The sequence below is a fragment of the Granulibacter bethesdensis genome (assembly GCF_001889545.1).
GTDB lineage: Bacteria > Pseudomonadota > Alphaproteobacteria > Acetobacterales > Acetobacteraceae > Granulibacter > Granulibacter bethesdensis_B.
In genome coordinates, this window is record NZ_CP018194.1 from 2,241,066 (window position 1) to 2,261,192 (window position 20,127).

The 20,127-nt window shown below is 62.2% G+C and carries 17 protein-coding genes; 6 read left to right on the forward strand and 11 right to left on the reverse strand.

Going from position 1 to position 20,127, the window contains the following annotated elements; all coding sequences use genetic code 11:
• Nucleotides 1-45 precede the first annotated feature (45 nt).
• On the forward strand, nucleotides 46-2,652 hold the full coding sequence (locus tag GbCGDNIH8_RS10285; RefSeq protein WP_253736020.1) for an MMPL family transporter: 2,607 nt from the start codon (nucleotides 46-48) through the stop codon (nucleotides 2,650-2,652).
• Here GbCGDNIH8_RS10285 and mmuM read toward each other — a convergent pair.
• Entirely contained in the window at nucleotides 2,643-3,581 is a 939-nt protein-coding gene (mmuM, locus tag GbCGDNIH8_RS10290) for a homocysteine S-methyltransferase (protein WP_253736021.1), read from the reverse strand. The two genes, GbCGDNIH8_RS10285 and mmuM, sit on opposite strands and share 10 nt — an antisense overlap.
• A 33-nt stretch (nucleotides 3,582-3,614) precedes the next feature.
• Entirely contained in the window at nucleotides 3,615-4,565 is a 951-nt protein-coding gene (locus GbCGDNIH8_RS10295) for a lysylphosphatidylglycerol synthase domain-containing protein (RefSeq protein WP_301335564.1), read from the reverse strand.
• 248 nt (nucleotides 4,566-4,813) lie between these two features.
• On the opposite strand from GbCGDNIH8_RS10295, the gene hpnA reads away from it, so the two are divergent.
• The 4 genes from hpnA to hpnD are packed head-to-tail and all read left to right on the forward strand — an operon-like array spanning nucleotide 4,814 to nucleotide 8,662.
• Nucleotides 4,814-5,848, forward strand: a complete 1,035-nt coding sequence (gene hpnA, locus GbCGDNIH8_RS10300; RefSeq protein ID WP_072573113.1) for a hopanoid-associated sugar epimerase — start codon at nucleotides 4,814-4,816, stop codon at nucleotides 5,846-5,848.
• Entirely contained in the window at nucleotides 5,845-6,978 is a 1,134-nt protein-coding gene (locus GbCGDNIH8_RS10305; RefSeq protein ID WP_072573114.1) for a glycosyltransferase, read from the forward strand. The genes hpnA and GbCGDNIH8_RS10305 overlap by 4 nt, the downstream gene beginning before the upstream one ends.
• Nucleotides 6,975-7,817, forward strand: coding sequence for a squalene synthase HpnC (gene hpnC / locus GbCGDNIH8_RS10310; protein ID WP_072573115.1), 843 nt, complete (start codon nucleotides 6,975-6,977; stop codon nucleotides 7,815-7,817). Before GbCGDNIH8_RS10305 ends, hpnC begins: the two co-directional genes overlap by 4 nt.
• Nucleotides 7,814-8,662, forward strand: coding sequence for a presqualene diphosphate synthase HpnD (gene hpnD, locus GbCGDNIH8_RS10315; protein ID WP_072573116.1), 849 nt, complete (start codon nucleotides 7,814-7,816; stop codon nucleotides 8,660-8,662). The genes hpnC and hpnD overlap by 4 nt, the downstream gene beginning before the upstream one ends.
• Here hpnD and GbCGDNIH8_RS10320 read toward each other — a convergent pair.
• The 4 genes from GbCGDNIH8_RS10320 to GbCGDNIH8_RS10335 are packed head-to-tail and all read right to left on the reverse strand — an operon-like array spanning nucleotide 8,659 to nucleotide 12,722.
• Nucleotides 8,659-8,913 (reverse strand): hypothetical protein, encoded by a 255-nt coding sequence (locus tag GbCGDNIH8_RS10320; protein WP_072573117.1) that lies wholly within the window; start codon nucleotides 8,911-8,913, stop codon nucleotides 8,659-8,661. The two genes, hpnD and GbCGDNIH8_RS10320, sit on opposite strands and share 4 nt — an antisense overlap.
• A gap of 58 nt (nucleotides 8,914-8,971) precedes the next feature.
• Complete coding sequence (gene asnB / locus GbCGDNIH8_RS10325; protein WP_072573118.1) at nucleotides 8,972-10,729, reverse strand: asparagine synthase (glutamine-hydrolyzing); 1,758 nt, start codon at nucleotides 10,727-10,729, stop codon at nucleotides 8,972-8,974.
• Nucleotides 10,729-11,772 (reverse strand): glycosyltransferase, encoded by a 1,044-nt coding sequence (locus GbCGDNIH8_RS10330; protein ID WP_072573119.1) that lies wholly within the window; start codon nucleotides 11,770-11,772, stop codon nucleotides 10,729-10,731. Before GbCGDNIH8_RS10330 ends, asnB begins: the two co-directional genes overlap by 1 nt.
• Nucleotides 11,772-12,722: a glycosyltransferase family 9 protein gene (locus GbCGDNIH8_RS10335; RefSeq protein WP_072573120.1), complete on the reverse strand. Its 951-nt coding sequence runs from the start codon at nucleotides 12,720-12,722 to the stop codon at nucleotides 11,772-11,774. The genes GbCGDNIH8_RS10330 and GbCGDNIH8_RS10335 overlap by 1 nt, the downstream gene beginning before the upstream one ends.
• Nucleotides 12,723-12,815: 93 nt before the next feature.
• Here GbCGDNIH8_RS10335 and ygfZ point away from each other — a divergent pair, with 93 nt between their 5' ends.
• On the forward strand, nucleotides 12,816-13,646 hold the full coding sequence (gene ygfZ / locus GbCGDNIH8_RS10340; protein WP_072573121.1) for a CAF17-like 4Fe-4S cluster assembly/insertion protein YgfZ: 831 nt from the start codon (nucleotides 12,816-12,818) through the stop codon (nucleotides 13,644-13,646).
• Here the strand turns inward: ygfZ and GbCGDNIH8_RS10345 are convergent.
• From GbCGDNIH8_RS10345 to GbCGDNIH8_RS10365, 5 genes are read right to left on the reverse strand one after another with little or no spacing between them, the layout of a single operon-like run.
• Complete coding sequence (locus GbCGDNIH8_RS10345) at nucleotides 13,634-15,247, reverse strand: ABC transporter ATP-binding protein (RefSeq protein WP_072573122.1); 1,614 nt, start codon at nucleotides 15,245-15,247, stop codon at nucleotides 13,634-13,636. The genes ygfZ and GbCGDNIH8_RS10345 overlap by 13 nt on opposite strands.
• Nucleotides 15,244-16,332: an ABC transporter permease gene (locus GbCGDNIH8_RS10350; protein ID WP_072573123.1), complete on the reverse strand. Its 1,089-nt coding sequence runs from the start codon at nucleotides 16,330-16,332 to the stop codon at nucleotides 15,244-15,246. The genes GbCGDNIH8_RS10345 and GbCGDNIH8_RS10350 overlap by 4 nt, the downstream gene beginning before the upstream one ends.
• Entirely contained in the window at nucleotides 16,332-17,417 is a 1,086-nt protein-coding gene (locus GbCGDNIH8_RS10355) for a microcin C ABC transporter permease YejB (RefSeq protein ID WP_072573124.1), read from the reverse strand. The genes GbCGDNIH8_RS10350 and GbCGDNIH8_RS10355 overlap by 1 nt, the downstream gene beginning before the upstream one ends.
• A gap of 7 nt (nucleotides 17,418-17,424) precedes the next feature.
• A complete protein-coding gene (locus GbCGDNIH8_RS10360; RefSeq protein WP_072573125.1) occupies nucleotides 17,425-19,272 on the reverse strand; it encodes an extracellular solute-binding protein in 1,848 nt (615 codons plus the stop codon).
• Between the two features lie 12 nt (nucleotides 19,273-19,284).
• Entirely contained in the window at nucleotides 19,285-20,127 is an 843-nt protein-coding gene (locus tag GbCGDNIH8_RS10365) for an inositol monophosphatase family protein (protein ID WP_072573126.1), read from the reverse strand.

The following is a 20,127-nucleotide window of genomic DNA, read 5'->3' on the forward strand; positions in this document are numbered from 1 at the left end:
CATCCCGAAGGGACAAAAGACGCTTAGATGAGGGAGCCTGCCGGAATGGGTCTCAAGATCATGGGGTCGACCGCCCTGCTGACCGAAGCCACGCGCTTCTGCCGCCGCCGCGCGCTGTGGGTGGTGCTGGCAGCCATGGTGCTGGCGGGACTCAGCCTGACCCATGCCGCCCATCACCTGGGGGTCAGCACCAATACAGATGAGCTGTTTGCCTCCTCCCTTCCATGGCGGCAACGTCAGATCGCCTATGAGAAGAATTTTCCACAGAATCAGGATCTGCTGGTCGCTGTGGTCGATGGCTCCATCCCGGAGGAAGCCGAAGCCACGGCCGATGCGCTTACAAAGGCGCTGTCTGAAGACAAGGAGCATTTTCTTTCTGTCCAGCAGCCAGGAGCGCTGCCTTATTTCCAGAAGGAGGGGCTGCTGTTTCTCGACCAGAAAAGCCTGTCCAGCCTGCTGGACCAGACGATCGACGCACAGCCTTTTCTGGGCCAGTTGACGGCAGATCCCAGCGCTCGCGGTCTGTTCGCGGCGCTTTCCCTCGTTGCGATGGGTGTCTCGCGCGGGGAGGCCAACCTCCAGCCCTTCATGCCGGCGCTGCAAGGTTTCGATGATGCATTGCGTCAGGCGGCAGGCGGACACCCGAAACCGCTTTCATGGGAGAACCTGCTGGCCGGTCCGCTGGCGCAACAGGCAGGAAAATACCGCTTCGTGCTGGCCCAGCCGCGGCTGGATTACGACGCGCTGGAACCCGGTGGCGCTGCAACTGCCGTGCTGAGACACATCGCCGCCGGGCTGGAATTCGTTCGCACCGGGCAGGCGCATGTGCGCATTACCGGCCCTGTGGCGCTCGCGGATGAAGAATTCTCCACCGTTGCCCATGGCATGGTGGAAGGCACCATCATCAGCATCGCCCTGATTACGCTCTGGCTGTTTCTGGCCCTGCGCAGTTGGCGGCTGATCCTGCCGGTGCTGGCTACCCTGATGCTTGGTTTGATACTGACGATCGGGTTTGCCTCAGTGGCGGTTGGTACACTGAATCTCGTCTCGGTCGCGTTTGCGATCCTGTTCGTGGGGATCGCCGTCGATTTCGCCATTCAGTACTGTGTGCGCTTCCGTGAAGTGAGGCACGAAATCGCCGATCCGGCCATTTCCCTGCCAGAAACCACGCGCCGGGTTGGTGGACAGATTCTGGTGGCCGCCGCCGCAACAGCCGCCGGGTTTCTGGCTTTTGTCCCGACCAGCTTCGAAGGCGTGGCCGAACTGGGGCTGATTGCCGGGATAGGTATGGTGATTGCTTTTTTCTGTACCATGACCTTCCTGCCAGCCATGCTGAGCCTGTTCCGCCCGCGGGCTGAAGGACGGGAAATCGGCTTTGCCGTCGGTATGCCGATCGACCGCACCCTGCTGCGCTGGCGGCGGCCTGTTCTGCTGGTCTTTGCCCTGATCGCCGTTTCCGGGATCGCTCAGCTGTCCCGGCTGACTTTCGATTCCGATCCGCTGCACACCAAAAACCCGAATACGGAGGCCATGCGGACGCTCTACGGCATGATGGGCGACCCCATGACCAACCCCTATTCCGCCGATATTCTGGTGGCGAACCGGGAGCAGGCCGAGGCGCTGGCCAAAAAACTGGAAAAGCTGCCGACCGTCGCCGAGGTTCTGACGCTCTCCTCTTTCGTGCCCGACAATCAGGATGAAAAACTGGCGCTGGTCGCGGATGCCGCCAGTCTGCTGGGGCCGACCCTGACCCCTCACACACCCCCATCCTCCGTGACGGCGGAACAAATCAGGCTGGCAATCGGCTCGGCGCTGGGGCAGATCCGCCCGGCTTTGGCCAAACTGCCCGCCAATCATCCTCTGGCTGGAATCGCGGCAGCGCTCGACCGGCTGTCCCACACATCCGATGAAACGCTTCTGGCCGCCAATGCAGCACTGGTGCGGTTCCTGCCGATGCAGCTTGAGCGCCTGCGCACGGCCCTGAGCGCCGAGAAAGTCAGCGTCAAGGATATTCCTCCCGCATTGGCGAAAGACTGGCAGCTTCCAGATGGACGGGTACGCGTCCAGGCCATGACCAGCCCCAAAGCCTCCGACAGCGCCGGGCTGCACCGTTTCGCCGCCGAGGTTCTGGCCGTTGCCCCCGATGCAAGCGGCTCCGCCATCGTCATCGTGGAAACGGCTCAGACTATCGTGAACGCTTTCCGTCATGCCGCGATGGGGGCCATTGCCGCCATCATGGTGATCCTTGCCCTCGCCCTGCGGCGGATGCTGGATGCGGCACTGGTGATGTCGGCGCTGCTACTCTCGGCGCTGATGACGGTGGTGGTCATCACCCTGCTGCCCATGACGCTGAATTTCGCCAATATCATCGCCCTGCCGCTGCTGCTGGGTGTTGGCGTCTCGTTCAACATCTATTTCGTGATGAACTGGCGGGCTGGAGTCAGCGGCTTTCTGGCGACCGCCACAGCCCGCGCCGTGATTTTCTCAGCGCTGACCACCGGGACCGCCTTCGGATCACTGGCATTGTCCGAGCATCCGGGCACGGCCAGCATGGGCAATCTGCTGATGATCAGCCTCGGCTGCACCCTGGTTGCCTCGCTGATCTATATCCCGGCCCTGCTTTCCGGCCTGCGAAGGCAGGGTCAGGCCTGAGCACGGATCAGACGGCGCAAAGCGCGTATATCATCCGGGCGGGTGCGGCAGCATCCGCCGATGATCCGTGCTCCGAGACGGAGCCAGCTTCTTGCCTGTTCTGCCCAGTCACCAGGTCGCCTGTGTCCCCAGCAACGGGTCACAGGATCAAATAGCTCTCCGGCATTGGGGTAGACGATCACAGGCAGGCCGCCACGGCGTAAACAGCGGATCAGGGCAGGCACCAGCGCCGGATCGGTACAATTGATCCCGATGGCGGCCACGGAAGGGCAGGCTGCCATTGCCTGCACGCAGCGCCTCAATGGCGTTCCATCGGCGATATGCGTCGCATCCCGCACGGAAAAGCTGATCCATCCCGGCAGACTCAATGCCTGAAGCAAATCCGCAAACGCCAGCGCCTCATCCAGACGTGGTACAGTCTCGCAGGCAATGAGATCGGCCCCGCCCGCCGCAAGCGCACGCATACGGGGACCATGGAACGCCAGATAGCGCGATCGCGACAGGGTATAGCGTCCGGTATATTCCGATCCATCGGCCCGGCATGCGCCATATGGTCCCAGCGAGCCAGCCACCAACGGACGAATCCGGTTGCGACGCTGCTCCTCCGTCAGACTGGCCCAGACATCATCCCGAACCGAGCAGGCCAGCCGCGCCGCATTGGCCATGACCGCCATAGCCTGCCGCCTTGACAATCCCCTGCGCTGCAACCCCGGCAGACTCAGCTGATAACTGGCGGTTTCGATACAATCCGCCCCGGCCTCCAGATAGGCCCGATGCACCGCCGCAATCGCTGCAGGATCATCCAGCAGTAAACGACCGGACCAGAGCGGATCATGCAGATCATGCCCGGCACGCTCCAGCTCCGTCGCCAGCGCGCCATCGAGAATGAGGGGTCGGGCATGCCGGAAGAGAGAAGAGACCAACGCCACCACACCCTCCCGTCATCGTCGGCACACATAATTTCAGCGTTGCAAGGCCCTTGCTTCCGTTACTTGCCATCCCAGCAGAATTGGCACGCCAACCAGCAGATCCCGCGCCCGCCGCACCAGAGAAATACCAATGGCAATATCCGGTGGCACACCAAAGACGCTGCCGAGCGCAACATAGGCAGCTTCCTGCACCCCCAGCAGACCAGGCACCATGAAAGCCCCCGCCACCAGACCGTGCATCATCCCCTCCACCGCCAACGCGTCGATGAACGGCAATTGCACACCCAACAGATGCGCCGTGAGCCAGGTTGCAACGCCAGATCCCATCCAGGCCAGAAAATGCCAGCCAATCCCCCTCAGCAGGGCAGGCAGATTGGCAGAGAGCTGGGTCAGCTCCATCTCCAGACAGTCAAGACCATCACCCAGAGCAGGAGCCGCCACTTTGGCAGCCAGCGCCCGCATCATCGGGCCGACCCCATGGCGCTGCACCCATACCGCGCCCCACCCTGCCAGACCGGCCACCACAACCCCGGCCACTGCCGGGACCAGCAAAGTGCCGGATGACGTGCTGGCCAGCAGGATCGTCAGCCCGAGCAAGGCAAAAATCAGCTGGGCCAGAAACTCACAGGTGACATCCACAATGGTCGAGGCCGCCGCGACCGGCCAGCGCAGCCCCCAAAGTGTCGCGGCGCGCGCGCCAAGCACCAGACCCCCGATTTGCGAAAATGGCAGACAGGTGCTGGCGGCATCCCTCACCATCCTGCACCAGACCGGCAGCCAGAACGAGACATTGCCGGGCAGCATCTGCCGCCATGCCCGCCCCAGCAGCAGGAAAATCGGCACCTGCAACAGGCACAGCAGGCCCAGCCCTTTCCAGCCGATACGGAGCGTGGCACCCAGCACCTGATCCAGCCCGAACCAGCCGATCAGGCCCGTTGCCAGGGCAAAACCCAGCAGGGCCGCCAAAATCGAAATCCGTCGCAAACGCTCCGCCCGCCCAAACCAGCCCGCCAGACCAGTCTGCGGGGAAAAAGAATGGTGCCCGTGCTACACGAAAGAAAGTTGAAACTCTACACCCGGCAGGACGGTGCAGATATTTCTCCAGAGAGGGCAAAGCAGCATAATTTTGCCCCAATCGAAGGTCGGCTGTAGAAGGGCATCCGCACGCCAGCCATTCAGCGTGTTCACCCCTTTCAGCGGCAAGGATCACAAAAGCGGATGGGCAGACAGGGATGATCAGTCCGGGACGGGCCTTCGTAACCGGAACAACCGGCTTTGTCGGTTCCGCCGTCGCGCGCGCATTGCTGCGGCAAGGCTGGGAAGTCAGATTGCTGACACGGCGCGGCTCCGACACGCGAAACCTTGCCGGCCTCAGCGCAGAGATCGTGGAGGGCGATCTGTTACGCCCGGACACCATCACGCCGCATCTGGATGGCTGTCAGGCCCTGTTTCATGTCGCCGCCGATTACCGAATCTGGGTGCCGGACCCGGAAGCCATGATGCGCGCCAATGTCGATGGCACCGTTGCTCTGCTGCGTGCCGCGCAGAAAGCAGGAATCGAACGAATCGTCTATTGCAGCTCCGTCGCAGCGCTGGGTCTGATCGGTGACGGCACCCCCTCCACCGAGGATACGCCGAACAGCGAGGCCAAGACTGTCGGTATTTACAAAAAATCCAAATACCGGGCCGAACAGGCCGTGCTGCGGCTGGTGGCTGAGGAAGGGGTGCGGGCAGTAATCGTCAATCCCTCCACACCGATCGGCCCGCGTGACGTGAAGCCGACACCAACCGGGCGCATGATCCGGGATGCAGCGCTGGGTAAAATGCCCGCCTATCTTGATACCGGTCTGAACGTCGTTCATGTGGATGACGTCGCAGAGGGACATCTTCTGGCCATGGAGCATGGCGTGCCAGGCGAACGCTATATTCTGGGCGGCACCGACATGCATCTTGCTGATATTCTGGCCATGGTGGCGCGGGAGGCAGGACGCAAACCGCCGCGCATCCGGCTGAATGAAACCGTACTATGGCCGGTGGCAACAGCCTGCGAAACACTGGCGCGCCTCACCGGGATCGAACCGTTGGTCACGCGGGATCACCTGCGCATGGCCCGCAAAAAAATGTTTTTCTCCTCCGCCAAGGCCAGCACCGCTTTCGGCTGGTCGCCCCGCCCGGCAGAGGAGGCGATTCGTGATGCCGTTGCGTGGTTCCGTGAGAACGATCCTGCATTCACCGCACAGCGGAACCGAAAAGGAACCGCTGCATGATCTGGCTGGCCGTCCTGAGCGCGATGATCTGGGTCTATCTGCTGTTTTTCCACGGACAATTCTGGCAAGCCGGTCCGATCCTGCCCCTTTCCCCTCGTGCATCCACCACACCCGTCACGGTGGTCATCCCGGCGCGGGATGAGGTGGAGAGCATCGCGCGCTGCCTGCGCTCCCTCGCCTTGCAGGATCATAGGGCGCTGCATGTCATTCTGGTCGACGATGCCAGCAGTGACGGCACTGGTGACATCGCCCGCGCCATTGCCGCCGAGACTTTCCCCAACCGGCTACCCGGCTGGCTTCAGGTCATCACAGGCAAACCACGCCCGGCCGGCTGGAGCGGGAAACTCTGGGCGGTCCATCAGGGTGTTGCCGCCGCACGGAATGATGTTCTGTTACTGACCGATGCGGATATCGAGCATGCACCGGGCCATGTCGCCTCCCTGCTTGCGCAGATGGAGAACCAGGACCTCGATATGACCAGCGAAATGGTGGCGCTGAACGTGGAAAGCTGGCCGGAACGGGCGTTGGTGCCTGCCTTCGTGTTCTTTTTCCAGATGCTGTATCCTTTTGCACGGGTGAATAATCCGCTCAGCGCCACAGCAGCGGCGGCAGGCGGAACGGTCATGATCCGCCGCCGGGCGCTGGAACGGATCGGCGGGATCGAAAGCCTGCGCGGCGCCTTGATCGACGATGTGACCCTCGCCGGCCGAGTCAAGATCGGCGGCCCGATCTGGCTGGGTCATTCCGCACTGGCCCGCTCCATCCGCCCCTATCCACACCCGGCTGATATATGGCGGATGATCGCCCGCACCGCTTTCGTGCAGTTGCGATTCTCCTGGACCCTGCTGGTGCTGACAGTGCTTGGTATGCTGATCGTCTGGATCGCACCGCCTGCCCTGGCCCTGTTCGGCCATGGCCTGGCGCGCTGGCTCGGGCTTGCCGCCTGGCTCGGAGCCATGGCGAGCTATCTGCCAACGCTGAAACGCTTTAGCCTCAGCCCGCTCTGGGCGCTGGCACTGCCTGCGATCGCGGGTTTCTATACTGCCGCCACCATCGGCTCCGCCATCGACCACGCGACCGGACGCGGGGTCCGTTGGAAAAGCCGCGCCTATACGGAGCATGCCGCATGAGCGCCTCCCTGACTGAAGACGTGCCGGTCGAGACATGGTCCGGCAAGGATCAGGGGGACGAGAATTTCCCCGTCAGCCGCATCGTGCGCCGCAAATGGCGACCGCATGTGAACGCATACTATGCTTTCGCCCGCAATGCCGACGATATTGCCGATAATCCTGATCTGTCAGCCAATGAGAAAATCAGCCGGCTGGACCTGATGGAAGCCGTTCTGCTCGGTCATGCCGATCACGGCTCCCCCACCGCCAGCCGCCTGCGCGACAGCCTTGCCGAAACCGGGATCAATCGGGCGCATGCCACCGATCTGCTGGTGGCCTTTCGCCGCGATGCCATCAAGCATCGCTATGACAGCTGGGACGAGCTGATTGATTACTGTCGTTACTCAGCCATGCCGGTTGGTCGCTATATGCTCGATCTGCACGGCGAATCCCGGCAGACATATCCGTCTTCCGATGCGCTCTGTGCCTCTCTTCAGGTGTTGAACCATCTGCAGGATTGCGGAAAGGATCTGGCGTCTCTGGATCGCTGTTACCTGCCTGCTGACATTCTGGATGCAAATGGCGCCCGCATTGCCGATCTGCGCCGCTCCAGTTGTTCTCTCCCCTTGCGGCAGGTGCTGGATGACCTGCTGAATCGTACCGAACGGCTGAATGTCGAGGCGGCTCCCCTCCCTGGATTGACCGCAGACCGCTGGCTTCGGGTAAATGTTGCCATCATCCATCGGTTGGCTGAACGTCTGGCGCAGAGGCTGCGGCATGGCGACCCGCTGGCGCGGCGTGTGAAGCTGCGTGGCATCGACATCGCTTTGAGCCTGTTTCAAGGATTGCGCGCCCTATGACTGCCTTGAGTGCTGATGCCGCCGATCTCGCCCGTGTCGAGGCACTGACCCGTGCCTCCGGCACCTCGTTCTATCAGGGGATGAAGGTGCTGCCTGCGGATCGCCGTCTGGCAATGTATGCAATTTATGCCTTCTGCCGCATCGTGGACGACATCGCCGATGAACCTGCCACGCTGGAGGAAAAACGCGCCGGGCTGAATGAATGGCGCGCCCGTATCGCCGCCCTGTATCGCGGAGAAGCGGATGATCCCGTCACCCGCGTGCTGCTACCGGCGATCCGGACCTTCCGCCTGCGGCAGGATGATTTCCTCGCCGTGATCGACGGGATGCAGACCGATGCCGAAACGCAGGTCGTCGCCCCCAGCTGGGCAGAGCTTGATCTGTATTGCGATCAGGTGGCCTCTGCGGTCGGGCGGCTGTCTGTCAGGGCTTTTGGCGATGAATCAGAAGCCGCGGACAGTGTTGCCCATCATCTGGGCCGCGCCCTGCAATTGACCAATATCCTGCGGGATCTTCAGGAAGATGCCGCACGCGGGCGGCTTTATCTGCCGCGGGAGTGGCTGGTGGAAGCCGGTGTTCCCCTCGATGCGAGAGCCGCCATGGTCTCCCCGGCGCTGGAGGGCGTTTGTCGCCGGGTGGTGCAGGTCGCCAAATCCCATTACGCTGATGCTTTCGCGTTCATGGCACAATGCGACCGCCGCGCCATGCGTCCCGCCCGGCTGATGGCCGCAACCTATCGCGCCATCCTGAACCGGCTGGAACAGGCCGGATGGACTCCTCCCCGCCGGGTCAGCCTCCCCACATGGGAAAAACTCTGGGTTCTTCTGCGGCATGGACTTGGTTAACGTCCCGATCTGAGCCGAGCGGCCACGAAAGCCACAACCGCCACAATCAGCAGAAAGCCACCCGCCATGACAATCCAGTCATGGGCGGGAAGATCAGTCCCTGGAATCCATACCCAGCCAAACACCAGCCCCCAGATTGCCAGTACTGCCACAATACCAACAGGCAGAACCAACGCGAGATGAGACAAGGCACTCCCGGTCGTGGGAGTACCAGTCGTGCCTTCATTATCAGAGCGCCTGTTTGCAGCCATGACTGTTCCCTCCTGCTTCCGATACGGCTAACGCAGGGAAACACCGTTCGGATGCTCATCAGTCGGCCAGAACCGAAAAGACGTCTCCGTCCATCGATTTCGCTTCAATATGAGCGCGGTGCCAGAGCGCATAGAACAACAGAATCCAGGCGGCGAATCCCTCCCGACGACCATTCGCATGTCGGAACAGACTGACCACGCGATCAGGACGGGCGATGGCCTGAATACATCCCTGCCGTGCCACCAGCGGCCCCAGCTCCTGCCCCCGCGCAGCGATCCAGGCGGCGACTGGCACGGTAAAGCCCTGCTTGGCTGCAAAAGGTCTTGCCTGAGGACTGTGCCGCTCCAGCCAGCGACGAAGAATATATTTGCCTTTGCCATCCTGAACCTTCAACCGGTCCGGCAGGCGGAAAGCCGCTTCGGCAACACCGGGGTCGAGCAGCGGAGTGCGTCCTTCCACCCCATGCGCCATCAGACAGCGATCCAGCTTCAGCAGCAGATCATGCGGCAGCCAGTCTGTCATGTCGGTCTCCTGTGCCGCCGCAAGGCGAGAGCGCAATGGAGAAACACGGCTTTCAGCGGCCGCAATCCCATCCCGCCAGCCAGGCGGAATGGCATGCAGCACATCCAGACCATCGAAATGCCCTTTCGAGCGCATGACCCGCCCGCCACGCCACCATGGGCGCATTGCGCTGCGATACCGGCCGTAACCGCCGAACAGTTCGTCCCCTCCCTCACCGGAGAGTACAACCTTCACATCCTCCCTTGCCCGGCGCGCAAGAAACCAGGTGGGGATGATCGCATAATCCGCCGCGGGATCGTCCATGCAGGCCACGATCTCCGGCAGATGCCGCCAGACCATTGATTCCGTTACCGTCACGGTGCGGTGCTGTGCGCCTGCCGCCGCTGCCAATGCAGCAGCATACGCACGCTCATCAGCGGCGCCGGGCACATCAAATCCGGCCGTGAAGGCCAAGACCGGGCTGTCATTCAGCCGTGCCATCAGGCTCAGCACAGTAGCGCTGTCGATCCCCCCCGACAGAAACATGCCATAAGGCACATCTGCACGCTGATGCAGCGCTACACTTTCTTCCAGTGCGGCATCCAGACGCGCCAGTGCCTCCTCCTCCCCGATCTCCTCGGCGGGGCCTTCAGGCAAGGCGCTGATGCGGCGGCGATCCAGAATCTGCCCGTCGCGGCAGATCAGCGTCTCGCCCGGCAACACACGCTGAATGCCCGGAAAAATCGTATCTGCCCCGGTGGTGAACTGAAGCTGAAGCAGCTCGTTACGCTGGGCCTCGGCAACGTCGCGCTTGACCAGACCGGCATCGAGCAGAGCCGAGGGCTGGGAGGCAAAGGCCACTCCCCCTGCCAGCCGGGCCACATAAAGCGGCTTGATCCCGAACGGATCGCGGCTCAGCGTGACTGTACGCGCGGCACGCTCATGGATTGCAATGGCATACATGCCGCGTAGTCTGGCAGCGTAATCAGGCCCCTCCCGCAGCCAGAGATGCAAGGGCGGCTCGCAGTCGCTGCCGGTCGAGAACGATACGTCCGGCAGCGTTTCCCTCAGAGCCAGATCGTTATAAATCTCGCCATTGGCCACCAGAGCCGAGGAGCCGGCGAAAATCGGCTGATCACCCCCTTCCGGATCGACGATGGCCAGACGGGTATGCACCATGGCCACCCGACCGATCTGGGTATGGCCGCTGCCATCCGGACCACGATGATGCAAGGCTGTGGCCAGATCGCCCAACAGGGAAGGATCAGGCGCCGCCTGCCCGGAAGCCATAATAACGCCCGCAATGCCGCACATCAGTGTCCTGCCTTTTCCGGAGCCGCATGGCGCTGCAACCAGTCCAGCCAGCGCGCCAGCACCGGTCCCTCCGCATAATCCCGCTCAAACCGGCGACGCCCGGACGCAGCCAGACGATGGGCGAGTGCCGAATCCTCCAGCACAGTGGCGATAGAGGAGGCCAGCGCATCGGCATCCTCGATAGGGGAGAGCAGCCCGTCCTCGCCCGTCTGAATCAATTCGCGCGGACCATCGGCGGCGGTGGCGACAACCGGGCAGGTTGCCGACCATCCCTCGATCACCACATTCCCGAGCGGCTCATGGCGGGAGGGACAGACCAGCATGTCGGCCATGGCCAGCAATGCGCCCGTATCGCTGCGCCAGCCGGGCATATGCAATCGATCCTGCACCCCCATTTTACGGGCCAGATCGGTCAGGGCCTCACGTTCCGGCCCCTCGCCGGCAATCAGGGCGTGGACGCCGGGCAGATGGCGCAGGGCGGAAATAAGGGTATCAAACCCCTTGTTGCTGTGCAGCCTGCCCAAAGCCAGCACCAAAGGCACATGGGGAGGAATATTCATCTCCGCCCGGTCAGCAGCCGGGATACGGCTGAAATCATTGGCAAAATTCGGCAGGTAATGCACCCGATCCTCCGGCCAGCCCTGCTGCACCATCCAACGGGTCAGGCCCACCGTATTGCCGATCAGATGCTGACAGCGACGGTAATAACCAAGGTCATAGTAACCACCCAGCCGCCCTGCCAGCGTCCAGTGACCGGTGGGGGCGAAGCGCGCGGCGCGGCTCATCCACGCAATGGCGATCTGCGGCGCAAAGGCGCGTAGCTGGCTGCGCAGCCGCAATCCGGTGCGCACGTCAAACACACCACCAAACGCCATCTGTACCGGATGCAGCCCTGCCTTCATCAAACGGGTGGCCCGCGCCGGTTCAGTGCGGATGCAGGGCAGAACCTGCACATCAGCGCGATGAAGAGCGATGCACAGACGCTCGAAAAACAGTTCGGCACCACCCTGAGGCGCACCTGCCATGATCTGGGCCACACGCATCACGCACTCTCCCGCCTCACGACATCCTTCATCATCCCCGGATTGTACATGCCCCTCTGACGGAGCAAATCCTCTGCCGCCGAGATTACTCTATCCACTGCCAGAGCCTCCATGGGTGCTTCACCCGGAGGACCATCGGCCATGACGGCTGCAGCATGCCTTCCTGCAGGCGCATATTCGGCGGCCGGGGTGGGGCCAAACAGGCCGAGCGTAGGTGTACCGGATGCCGCCGACAGGTGCATCAGGCCGGAATCATTCCCCACGAACAATGCACAACGTGACAGACAGGCCGCGGCTTCCGGCAAAGTCACGGCACCAGCAAGATCAATGGCATCCGGTATTGCCGTCAGCACCGGCCGGGCAAGTGCCCGTTCCTTTTCCCCAGGACCGGCCAGCACAGCGATGCGCAGAGCCGGCTGCGCGGCACGCATTCTGTCAGCCAGAGCCACAAAGCGGTCGGCAGGCCAAAGCTTTCCATCCCAGTTGGCTGTCGGCCCAAGCGCCAGCACCGGAGCACCCTGCGGAATCAGCGTGGCGGCCCGGGCCTCATCCTCCGGCCCGTACCAGGCCACCGGTGCAATCGGCGTGCTGATCCCCAAGGCACCGGCCAGATGCACCAGTCTGTGTCCGGGACGGCGACCGCCACGCATGATAAAGCGTCGCCGTGCCGGAATCGTCAGGGACAGGGCCGAGCCGCGCAGATCGACCACCATGTCCCACCAGCGCGGCGCAACCTGCCGCCACAATGCGAACCAGTGCCCGTTGCGGGGGCGCTTTTCGACAATGATCGTGGCCTCCCGACGCGGCATGCGCAGAAACACGCCTTCAGCCGCAGGACCGCAGGCAATGGTGAAACGGGCCTCCGGAAAGGCTCGGCCAAGATGATCGAGCAACGCGGTCGAGAGCACGGCATCGCCGATTCGCGTCGCCGTGACGAAAAGAATGCGCATGCCTCCTTTTAGCACCAGATCGTACAGGCTCGACCATATCCGCATGAAAAATGCTCTCTTGCCCCGTATCGCACGGCACGCCACATCTGCCGCATGACACAGAAAAACGCCTGCTCCGCCCTGCTGCCCCACCGCGCCGTTCTGGCCGTGACAGGGGAAGATCGTGTGACCTTCCTTCAGGGGCTGGTCTCCAACGACATGACGTTGGCCACCCCCGGACAGGCTATCTGGGCGGCGATGCTGACGCCGCAGGGGAAATGGCTCGCCGATTTCTTCATCTTCTCCGACGGGCAGCGCCTGTTACTGGATGTCGAAGCCGGACAGGCCGCGATGCTGGCGCAGAAGCTCAGCCGGTTCCGCCTGCGTGCGCGGGTCGCGATCAGTGCAGAGCCTGATCTGGAGGTCCATGCCGGATGGGACAGCGCACCCGTCCCTGCCGGGACGGTCTGCGTGGCCCCGGACCCCAGACTTCCCGAAGCCGGCTGGCGTGCCCTTGCCCCGACCGGAATAATACCGGAAGGAGATGCGGCCTCCTATGACTCGCATCGTCTGTCACTGGGCCTGCCGGATGGCAGCGCCGATCTTGAGCCGGAAAAAACCGTGCTGCTTGAAGCCGGGTTCGATGAGCTGAATGGCATTTCCTGGACCAAAGGCTGCTATATGGGACAGGAACTGACAGCCCGCACCCGCTATCGCGGCCTGCTGAAACGCAGGCTGGTGCCGGTCACTGGCCATGCCCCCCTGCCCCCCCGGGAAACCCCCCTGATGCAGGATGGCAAGGAGGTCGGAACGATGCGGTCCTCCCGCGGAAATACCGGCCTGGCGATCCTGCGGCTCGAAGCGCTGCATGCGCCCGTTCAGGCTGGGGATCAGAGTCTGACCCCCGCCCCTGCGCACTGGATGAAACTTGCTCAGCCGGACTGAACCTGAAAAGCCGCCGCAATCAGGCTGCGCGTGTAAGGATCGGCGGGCCGCTCGAAAATCGCCGCCGTTTCCCCTTCCTCCACCACGACCCCGCGCCGCAACACCGCAACCCGATGCGCCAGTGCACGCACAACACGCAGATCATGGCTGATGAACAGATATCCCATGCCATAGCGGGCCTGTAATCCACGCAGCAGGGTGACGATCTGCGCCTGCACGGACATATCCAGCGCGCTAGTCGGCTCATCCAGCACGATGAAGCGCGGCTGCAACACCAACGCACGGGCAATGGCGATGCGCTGGCGCTGGCCACCGCTGAACTCATGCGGATAGCGTTCCACCGCGTCTTTCGGCAGGCCGACTTCTTCCAGCGCCCGCGCAACCCGGGCTTCCCGCTCCGTGCGTTTCTGGTGAGGTTCGTGCACGGCCAGACCTTCACCGATGATCTCCCGTACGCTCATGCGGGGTGAAAGACTGCCGAACGGATCCTGAAACACGATCTGCATATCGCGCCGTAACGGACGCAGGCTGCGTTCGCCCAACCCCTGCAGATCACGCCCAGCAAAGCGGATCACCCCTTCCGAAGGTTGCAGGCGCAGCAGGGCCTGACCAATGGTCGATTTGCCCGACCCGGATTCTCCGACCAGCCCCAGCGTTTCACCTTCCCGTACCGTCAGTGTCACGTCATCCACCGCCCTGACATGACCGGTAACGCGCCGCAACAGGCCGCCACGGATCGGGAAATACACTTTCAGATTGCGCGCCGATGCCAGTTCCGGCGGTGATCCCGGCAGGGGAGAAGCCGTCCCCGATGGCTCCGCATCCAGCAGCATCCTGGTGTAGGGATGCGCAGGGGTAGAGAATACATCCTTCACCGCTCCCTGCTCGACGATCTCTCCATGCCGCATGACGCAGACACGGTCGGCATGGCGGCGTACAACGGTCAGGTCATGGGTGATCAGCAGCAGGCCCAATTGACGCGCCCGTTTCTGCTCCGCCAGCAGGTCAAGAATCTGGGCCTGAATCGTGACATCCAACGCGGTGGTCGGCTCATCGGCAATCAGCAGAGCCGGATCGTTGGCCAGCGCCATCGCAATCATGACGCGCTGGCGTTGACCGCCTGAAAGCTGATGCGGAAAAGCATGCAGGCGCGTTTCCGCATCAGCGAAACCAGCCTGACGCAGCAGATGTGCGACCGCCACCTTATCCGGCTTGCGGCCATGCAGCGCCAGAGCCTCTCCCACTTGTCGCCCGATCCGGTGAAGCGGGTTCAGGCTCGTCATCGGCTCCTGAAAGATCATCCCGGCCACGCCACCGCGCATCTGCCGCAGCACCGCCGGAGGGGCTCCGATCATCGGCACGCCATCCAGCGCGATCCGGCCGGAGCACTGCGCCCCATCCGGCAGAAGTTGCAGGATCGACAGTGCGGTCAGCGACTTGCCGGAGCCGGACTCCCCCACCAGCGCCAGTGTCTCGCCACGCCGGACCGAGAAGGAGACGCGCCTGACCACCTCCCGCGTCGCAAACCGCACCGACAGATCGGCAATCTCCAGCAGGGTCTGTGCTCCGGTATCAGGACGCGGATCATGCGACGGTCTCATTCCGCCTCCTCCATGCGGGATGCGGAGAGGGGAGGAGCGGGCAGCGCACCGATATGCTTGCGCGGATCAAAAGCATCCCGCACCGCTTCCCCCATGAACACAAGCAGGGTCAGGATCGTGCCGAGCACAAAAAACGCCGTCAGACCAAGCCAGGGCGCACTGACATTGTTTTTACCCTGCAACACCAGCTCCCCCAGCGAGGGTGATCCGGGCGGCATGCCGAACCCCAGAAAATCCAGACTGGCCAGCACCGTGACGGAGCCGGACAGCGTGAAAGGCAGAAAGGTCAGCACCGCCACCATCGCATTGGGCAGGATATGACGCGCCATGATCCGCGCATCGGACACACCCAGCGCCCGCGCGGCACGCACATAATCCAGGGCCCGTCCGCGTAGAAACTCCGCGCGCACCACACCGGTCAGAGCCATCCAGCTGAACAGCAAAAGGAACAACAGCAATATCCAGAAACCAGGCTCGATAATGCTGCCCAGAATGATCAGCAGATAAAGCTGCGGCATCCCCGACCAGACTTCGATGAAACGCTGGAATGTCAGATCGACCAGACCGCCATAATATCCCTGCACGGCGCCTGCCGCGATGCCGACAAGGCTGGAAACCGCCGTCAGGACGAAGCCGAACAGAACCGACAGACGAAACCCGTAAATCACATTCGCCAGCACATCCCGCGCACGATCATCGGTGCCCAGCCAGTTACGGCGATCCGGTGGCGTCGGCGCAGAGGTCTTCAGATCCTTGATGGTGGTATCATAGCGAAACGGAATCAGCGGCCAGATGGCCCAGCCTTTTGCATTGATGGCCCGCATGACCTCCGGATCGGTATAATCAGCTTCGGTCGGCAGAAAATCAGACCCGAACGTGTCCTCATTCAGATTCTGCAACACCGGCACATACCAATGCCCATCGAACCGCAGCAGAAGAGGGCGATCATTGGCGACGAACTCCGCAAACAGGCAGATCGTGAACAGGACGGCAAAAATCCATGTCGACCAGTATCCCCGCCGGTTGGCACGGAACGCCATCCAGCGGCGCTGAGCCTGCGTCACCGGCGCTTCGCCGTTTTGCATCAGGAGCGACCCTCGAAATCAATGCGGGGATCGACCGCGGTGTACATCAAATCACCGACAATCTGCATCAGCAGCCCGATCAGCGTGAAGATATACAGCGTCCCGAACATCACCGGATAATCACGGCGAATAGCAGCATCGAAGCCGAGCAGACCCAGCCCGTCCAGCGAGAACACAATCTCGATCAACAGGGCGGAGGAAAACAGGATACTCACGAAGGCCGCCGGAAAACCGGAGACGATCAGCAGCATCGCATTTCGAAAAACATGGCCATACAGCACGCGATTTTCACTGGCACCCTTTGCGCGTGCCGTCAGGACATACTGTTTCCTGATTTCCTCGATAAAGCAGTTCCGCGTCAGCAGGGTCAGACTGGCAAAACCGCCCACCACCAGCGCGATCGTCGGCAAAACCATATGCCAGCCATAATCGAGCACACGGCTGACAAAACTCCAATTTTCTGCCCCTTCACTGGTGAGACCACGCAGTGGAAACCACTGCACGAACGAACCGCCTGCAAACAGCACCGCCAGCAAAACGGCAAACAGAAAACCAGGAATTGCGTATCCGATCAGAACAACCATAGAGGTTACCACGTCGAAGCGGGTTCCCTCGCGCGTGGCCTTGGCGATCCCCAGCGGGATAGACACCAGATAGACCAGCAATGTGGACCATAATCCAAGCGAGATACTGACAGGCAGACGCGTCATCACCAGATGCAGCACGCTCTGCCCACGGAAAAAACTCTGCCCGAAATCGAATTGCAGATAGCCTTTCAGCATCAGCCAGAAGCGCGTCAAAGGCGGTTTGTCGAAACCGAACATGCCTTTGATATCCTGCAACAGATGCGGATCAAGCCCGGCATCACCACGATAACGGCCGGCAAGGCTTGTCGATTGTGCGACCTCCGCGCCACCGCCGGTCAGACGGCCCATCGGTCCCCCGCCACCACGGCCTTTCAGTTCCGCAATCACCTGCTCTACCGGTCCGCCGGGGGCCAGCTGCACGACGGCAAAATTGATGGCGATGATGCCGAACAGGGTCGGTAGAACCAGCAACAGACGCCGCAGGATATAGCCGGTCATGCGTCGATCAGCCTTTTGTGGGGGACACAGCCCACCATGAATCCAGCGCAAATCCGCTGCGCACCGGTTTGTCGACATGCGCGAAGCGGTTCCAGTATGCAACGTTCATGGTCGCCGCCGTCCAGTTCGGCATGATGTACCAACCCCACAGCAACACCCGATCCAGCGCACGACAGGCGGTAATCTGACTGGCACGATCCGGGGCGGTGATGACTTTTGCGACCAGCGCATCCACCACCGGGCTGGAGACACCCATCAGATTGTTGCTGCCTTTTTCCTTCGCACTGGCACTGCTCCAGAAACCGATCTGTTCGTTGCCCGGACTGTCGGATTCAGGAAACTGCATCAACGCCATGTCGAAATTGAACTCTTCCTGCAAATGCTGCGCCTGCGCCGGGTCCACACTGCGGATACGCGCGTCGATCCCAAGTTTGGCGAGAGACTGCGTATAAGGCAGCAGCACCCGCTCGAAAGGCGGATTGTCCAGCAGAATCTCGAAAGACAATTGCTGCCCGCTGGCATCGACCAGCTTGCCCTCCCTGACCGTCCAGCCAGCCTCTTTCAGCAAGGCAAGACAGCGGCGCAGGACATCACGATTATTGCCGGAGCCATCCGTCACCGGGAGTGTATATGGCTCCGTGAACAGACGTGGCGGAAGCTGAGTCCGGAATGGTTCCAGCAGAGCCAGTTCCTCCTTCGACGGCAATCCGGAGGACGCGCATTCCGTGAAGGTGTAATAGGATTTCAGCCGCTGATAACGGTCATAAAACAGATTTTTGTTCGCCCACTCGAAATCAAAGGCACAGACAATGGCCTCGCGGACACGCGGGTCGCTGAACTTGCTCAGCCGCGTATTCATCCCGAACCCGACCATGCCAAAGGGCAGATTCCAGGGTAGTTGTTCCCGCTTGATCCGCCCTTCCTTCACCGCCGGGAAATCATAGCCGGTGGCCCATTGGCGAGCGATATTTTCGACCCGGATATCCACCTGCCCGGCCTTGAATGCCTCGAACGCAATGGTCGGGTCGCGGAAAAATTCCGTCCGCATACGGTCGAAATTATAAAGCCCCCGCCCTGTCGGCAGGTTGGCGGCCCACCAGTCCTTCACCCGCTCCAGCGTCAGGCTGCGGCCGAAATCCACTTTCCCGACCTGATACGGTCCGGAGCCGAGCGGCGGCTCCGTCAGGGGTTGGGTAAAGTCGCGCTTTTCCCACCAATGTTTCGGCAGCACCGAAAGCTGCCCGATGATCAGCGGCAATTCGCGGTTCTGATCCGTACGGAAATGAAACACCACACGATGGGGGCCCTGTGCTTCCGCTTTCTCGACATCGGCATAGTAGGCACGCTGTTGCGGACGGCCATGCTTCATCAGTGTCTCGAACGTCCAGGCCACGTCCTCCGCCGTCAGCTTATGTCCGTCGTGGAAACGCGCCTCCGGCCTCAACTCGAACGCTACCGAGCGGCGATCCGCCGCGATCTCGATCACCTGTGCGAGATGGGCATAGCCGGTTTCCGGCTCGTCCGCCGTGCTGACCAGCAACGTATCCCACACCGCACCGACCGGGCCGGCCACACCACGCAGGATGAACGGATTAAGACTGTCGAAACTGCCTATTTCCGCCTGCACGATCTCCCCGCCCTTGGGAGCATCAGGATTGGCATAGGGGAAGTTTTTGAAATCCGCCGGCAGTTGCGGTGCTCCCACCGTGGTCACGGCATGAGTGCGCACCACGCCCGGCGGCAGGTCACGCAGAAACTGCGCCCCCGCCCGACGCATGGTGCCGGGCATCAGGAACAGGGCCGGAGAGATAGCTCCGGCAGTCAGGCCGGTGGTCAATAAACTGCGGCGGCGCATGGCATCAGTTCCTTATTTCGTACGAATGCCGGAAGAAGATTCGGACAGGGCGGCAACGGCCTGCGGCAGCAGGGCCGGATCGCCCACTGCCAGCGTACGGCCCGAGCCATGCTCGGAGAGAGGCTGGCCGGACCAGCAGGTCATGCGTCCACCTGCCCCCTCCACGACCGGCAACAGGGCAGCCCAGTCCCAGACTTTCAGATCCGCCTCGGCCACGATGTCAATCTGCCCCAACGCCAGCAGCCCATACGCATAGCAATCGCCGCCCCAGCTCACCCGCCGGGCATGATGGGCGAAAGACTGCCAGCGGGGCAGGTCATCGCCGAACATCTCCGGGCTGGTGGCGGACAGCTCGGCATCTTCCAGACGGGGACAGGGTCGGATGCCGACCTGCCCCCCGAAAGGACCGGTGAAATATGTGGGATGCACGACATCATCCGAGGTCAGGGCGCGTTCGCCGATCCAGCGTTCTCCGGTGACTGGCTGGTCAATCAGGCCGAGTACAGGTTCGCCCCGCCACATCAGCCCGATCAGCGTACCGAAAGTCGGGCGACCGGTGATAAAGGCGCGGGTGCCGTCGATGGGATCGAGCACCCAGCGGAAATCAGCCTCTGCACGTTCAAGCCCGTATTCCTCGCCCAGAATGCCGTGATCGGGAAAAGCATCGGCAATCAGCCGCCGCATGACCTCTTCCGCCTTGCGGTCGGCGATGGTGACCGGGGACTGATCGGATTTCAGCGCCGCATCCAGCCGGGTACGAAACAACGGCCTGATCACGGAGGCCGCTTTATCGGCGGCGGCCTCGGCAACGGCCGTCAGACGGTCACGCAGAGAACGGTCAAGGGGAGAACTCAT

Bases quoted from the DNA above. Each gene is read 5' to 3' on its own strand.
- asnB (WP_072573118.1), bottom strand. From the start codon at position 10,729: ATGTGCGGCATTGCGGGCGTTATTATGGCTTCCGGGCAGGCGGCGCCT.
- hpnA (WP_072573113.1), top strand. From the start codon at position 4,814: ATGATCAGTCCGGGACGGGCCTTCGTAACCGGAACAACCGGCTTTGTC.
- GbCGDNIH8_RS10350 (WP_072573123.1), bottom strand. From the start codon at position 16,332: ATGCAAAACGGCGAAGCGCCGGTGACGCAGGCTCAGCGCCGCTGGATG.
- GbCGDNIH8_RS10335 (WP_072573120.1), bottom strand. From the start codon at position 12,722: ATGCGCATTCTTTTCGTCACGGCGACGCGAATCGGCGATGCCGTGCTC.
- GbCGDNIH8_RS10330 (WP_072573119.1), bottom strand. From the start codon at position 11,772: ATGCGTGTGGCCCAGATCATGGCAGGTGCGCCTCAGGGTGGTGCCGAA.
- ygfZ (WP_072573121.1), top strand. From the start codon at position 12,816: ATGACACAGAAAAACGCCTGCTCCGCCCTGCTGCCCCACCGCGCCGTT.
- hpnD (WP_072573116.1), top strand. From the start codon at position 7,814: ATGACTGCCTTGAGTGCTGATGCCGCCGATCTCGCCCGTGTCGAGGCA.
- GbCGDNIH8_RS10305 (WP_072573114.1), top strand. From the start codon at position 5,845: ATGATCTGGCTGGCCGTCCTGAGCGCGATGATCTGGGTCTATCTGCTG.
- GbCGDNIH8_RS10345 (WP_072573122.1), bottom strand. From the start codon at position 15,247: ATGAGACCGTCGCATGATCCGCGTCCTGATACCGGAGCACAGACCCTG.
- hpnC (WP_072573115.1), top strand. From the start codon at position 6,975: ATGAGCGCCTCCCTGACTGAAGACGTGCCGGTCGAGACATGGTCCGGC.
- GbCGDNIH8_RS10320 (WP_072573117.1), bottom strand. From the start codon at position 8,913: ATGGCTGCAAACAGGCGCTCTGATAATGAAGGCACGACTGGTACTCCC.
- GbCGDNIH8_RS10285 (WP_253736020.1), top strand. From the start codon at position 46: ATGGGTCTCAAGATCATGGGGTCGACCGCCCTGCTGACCGAAGCCACG.
- GbCGDNIH8_RS10365 (WP_072573126.1), bottom strand. From the start codon at position 20,127: ATGAGTTCTCCCCTTGACCGTTCTCTGCGTGACCGTCTGACGGCCGTT.
- GbCGDNIH8_RS10355 (WP_072573124.1), bottom strand. From the start codon at position 17,417: ATGACCGGCTATATCCTGCGGCGTCTGTTGCTGGTTCTACCGACCCTG.
- GbCGDNIH8_RS10360 (WP_072573125.1), bottom strand. From the start codon at position 19,272: ATGCGCCGCCGCAGTTTATTGACCACCGGCCTGACTGCCGGAGCTATC.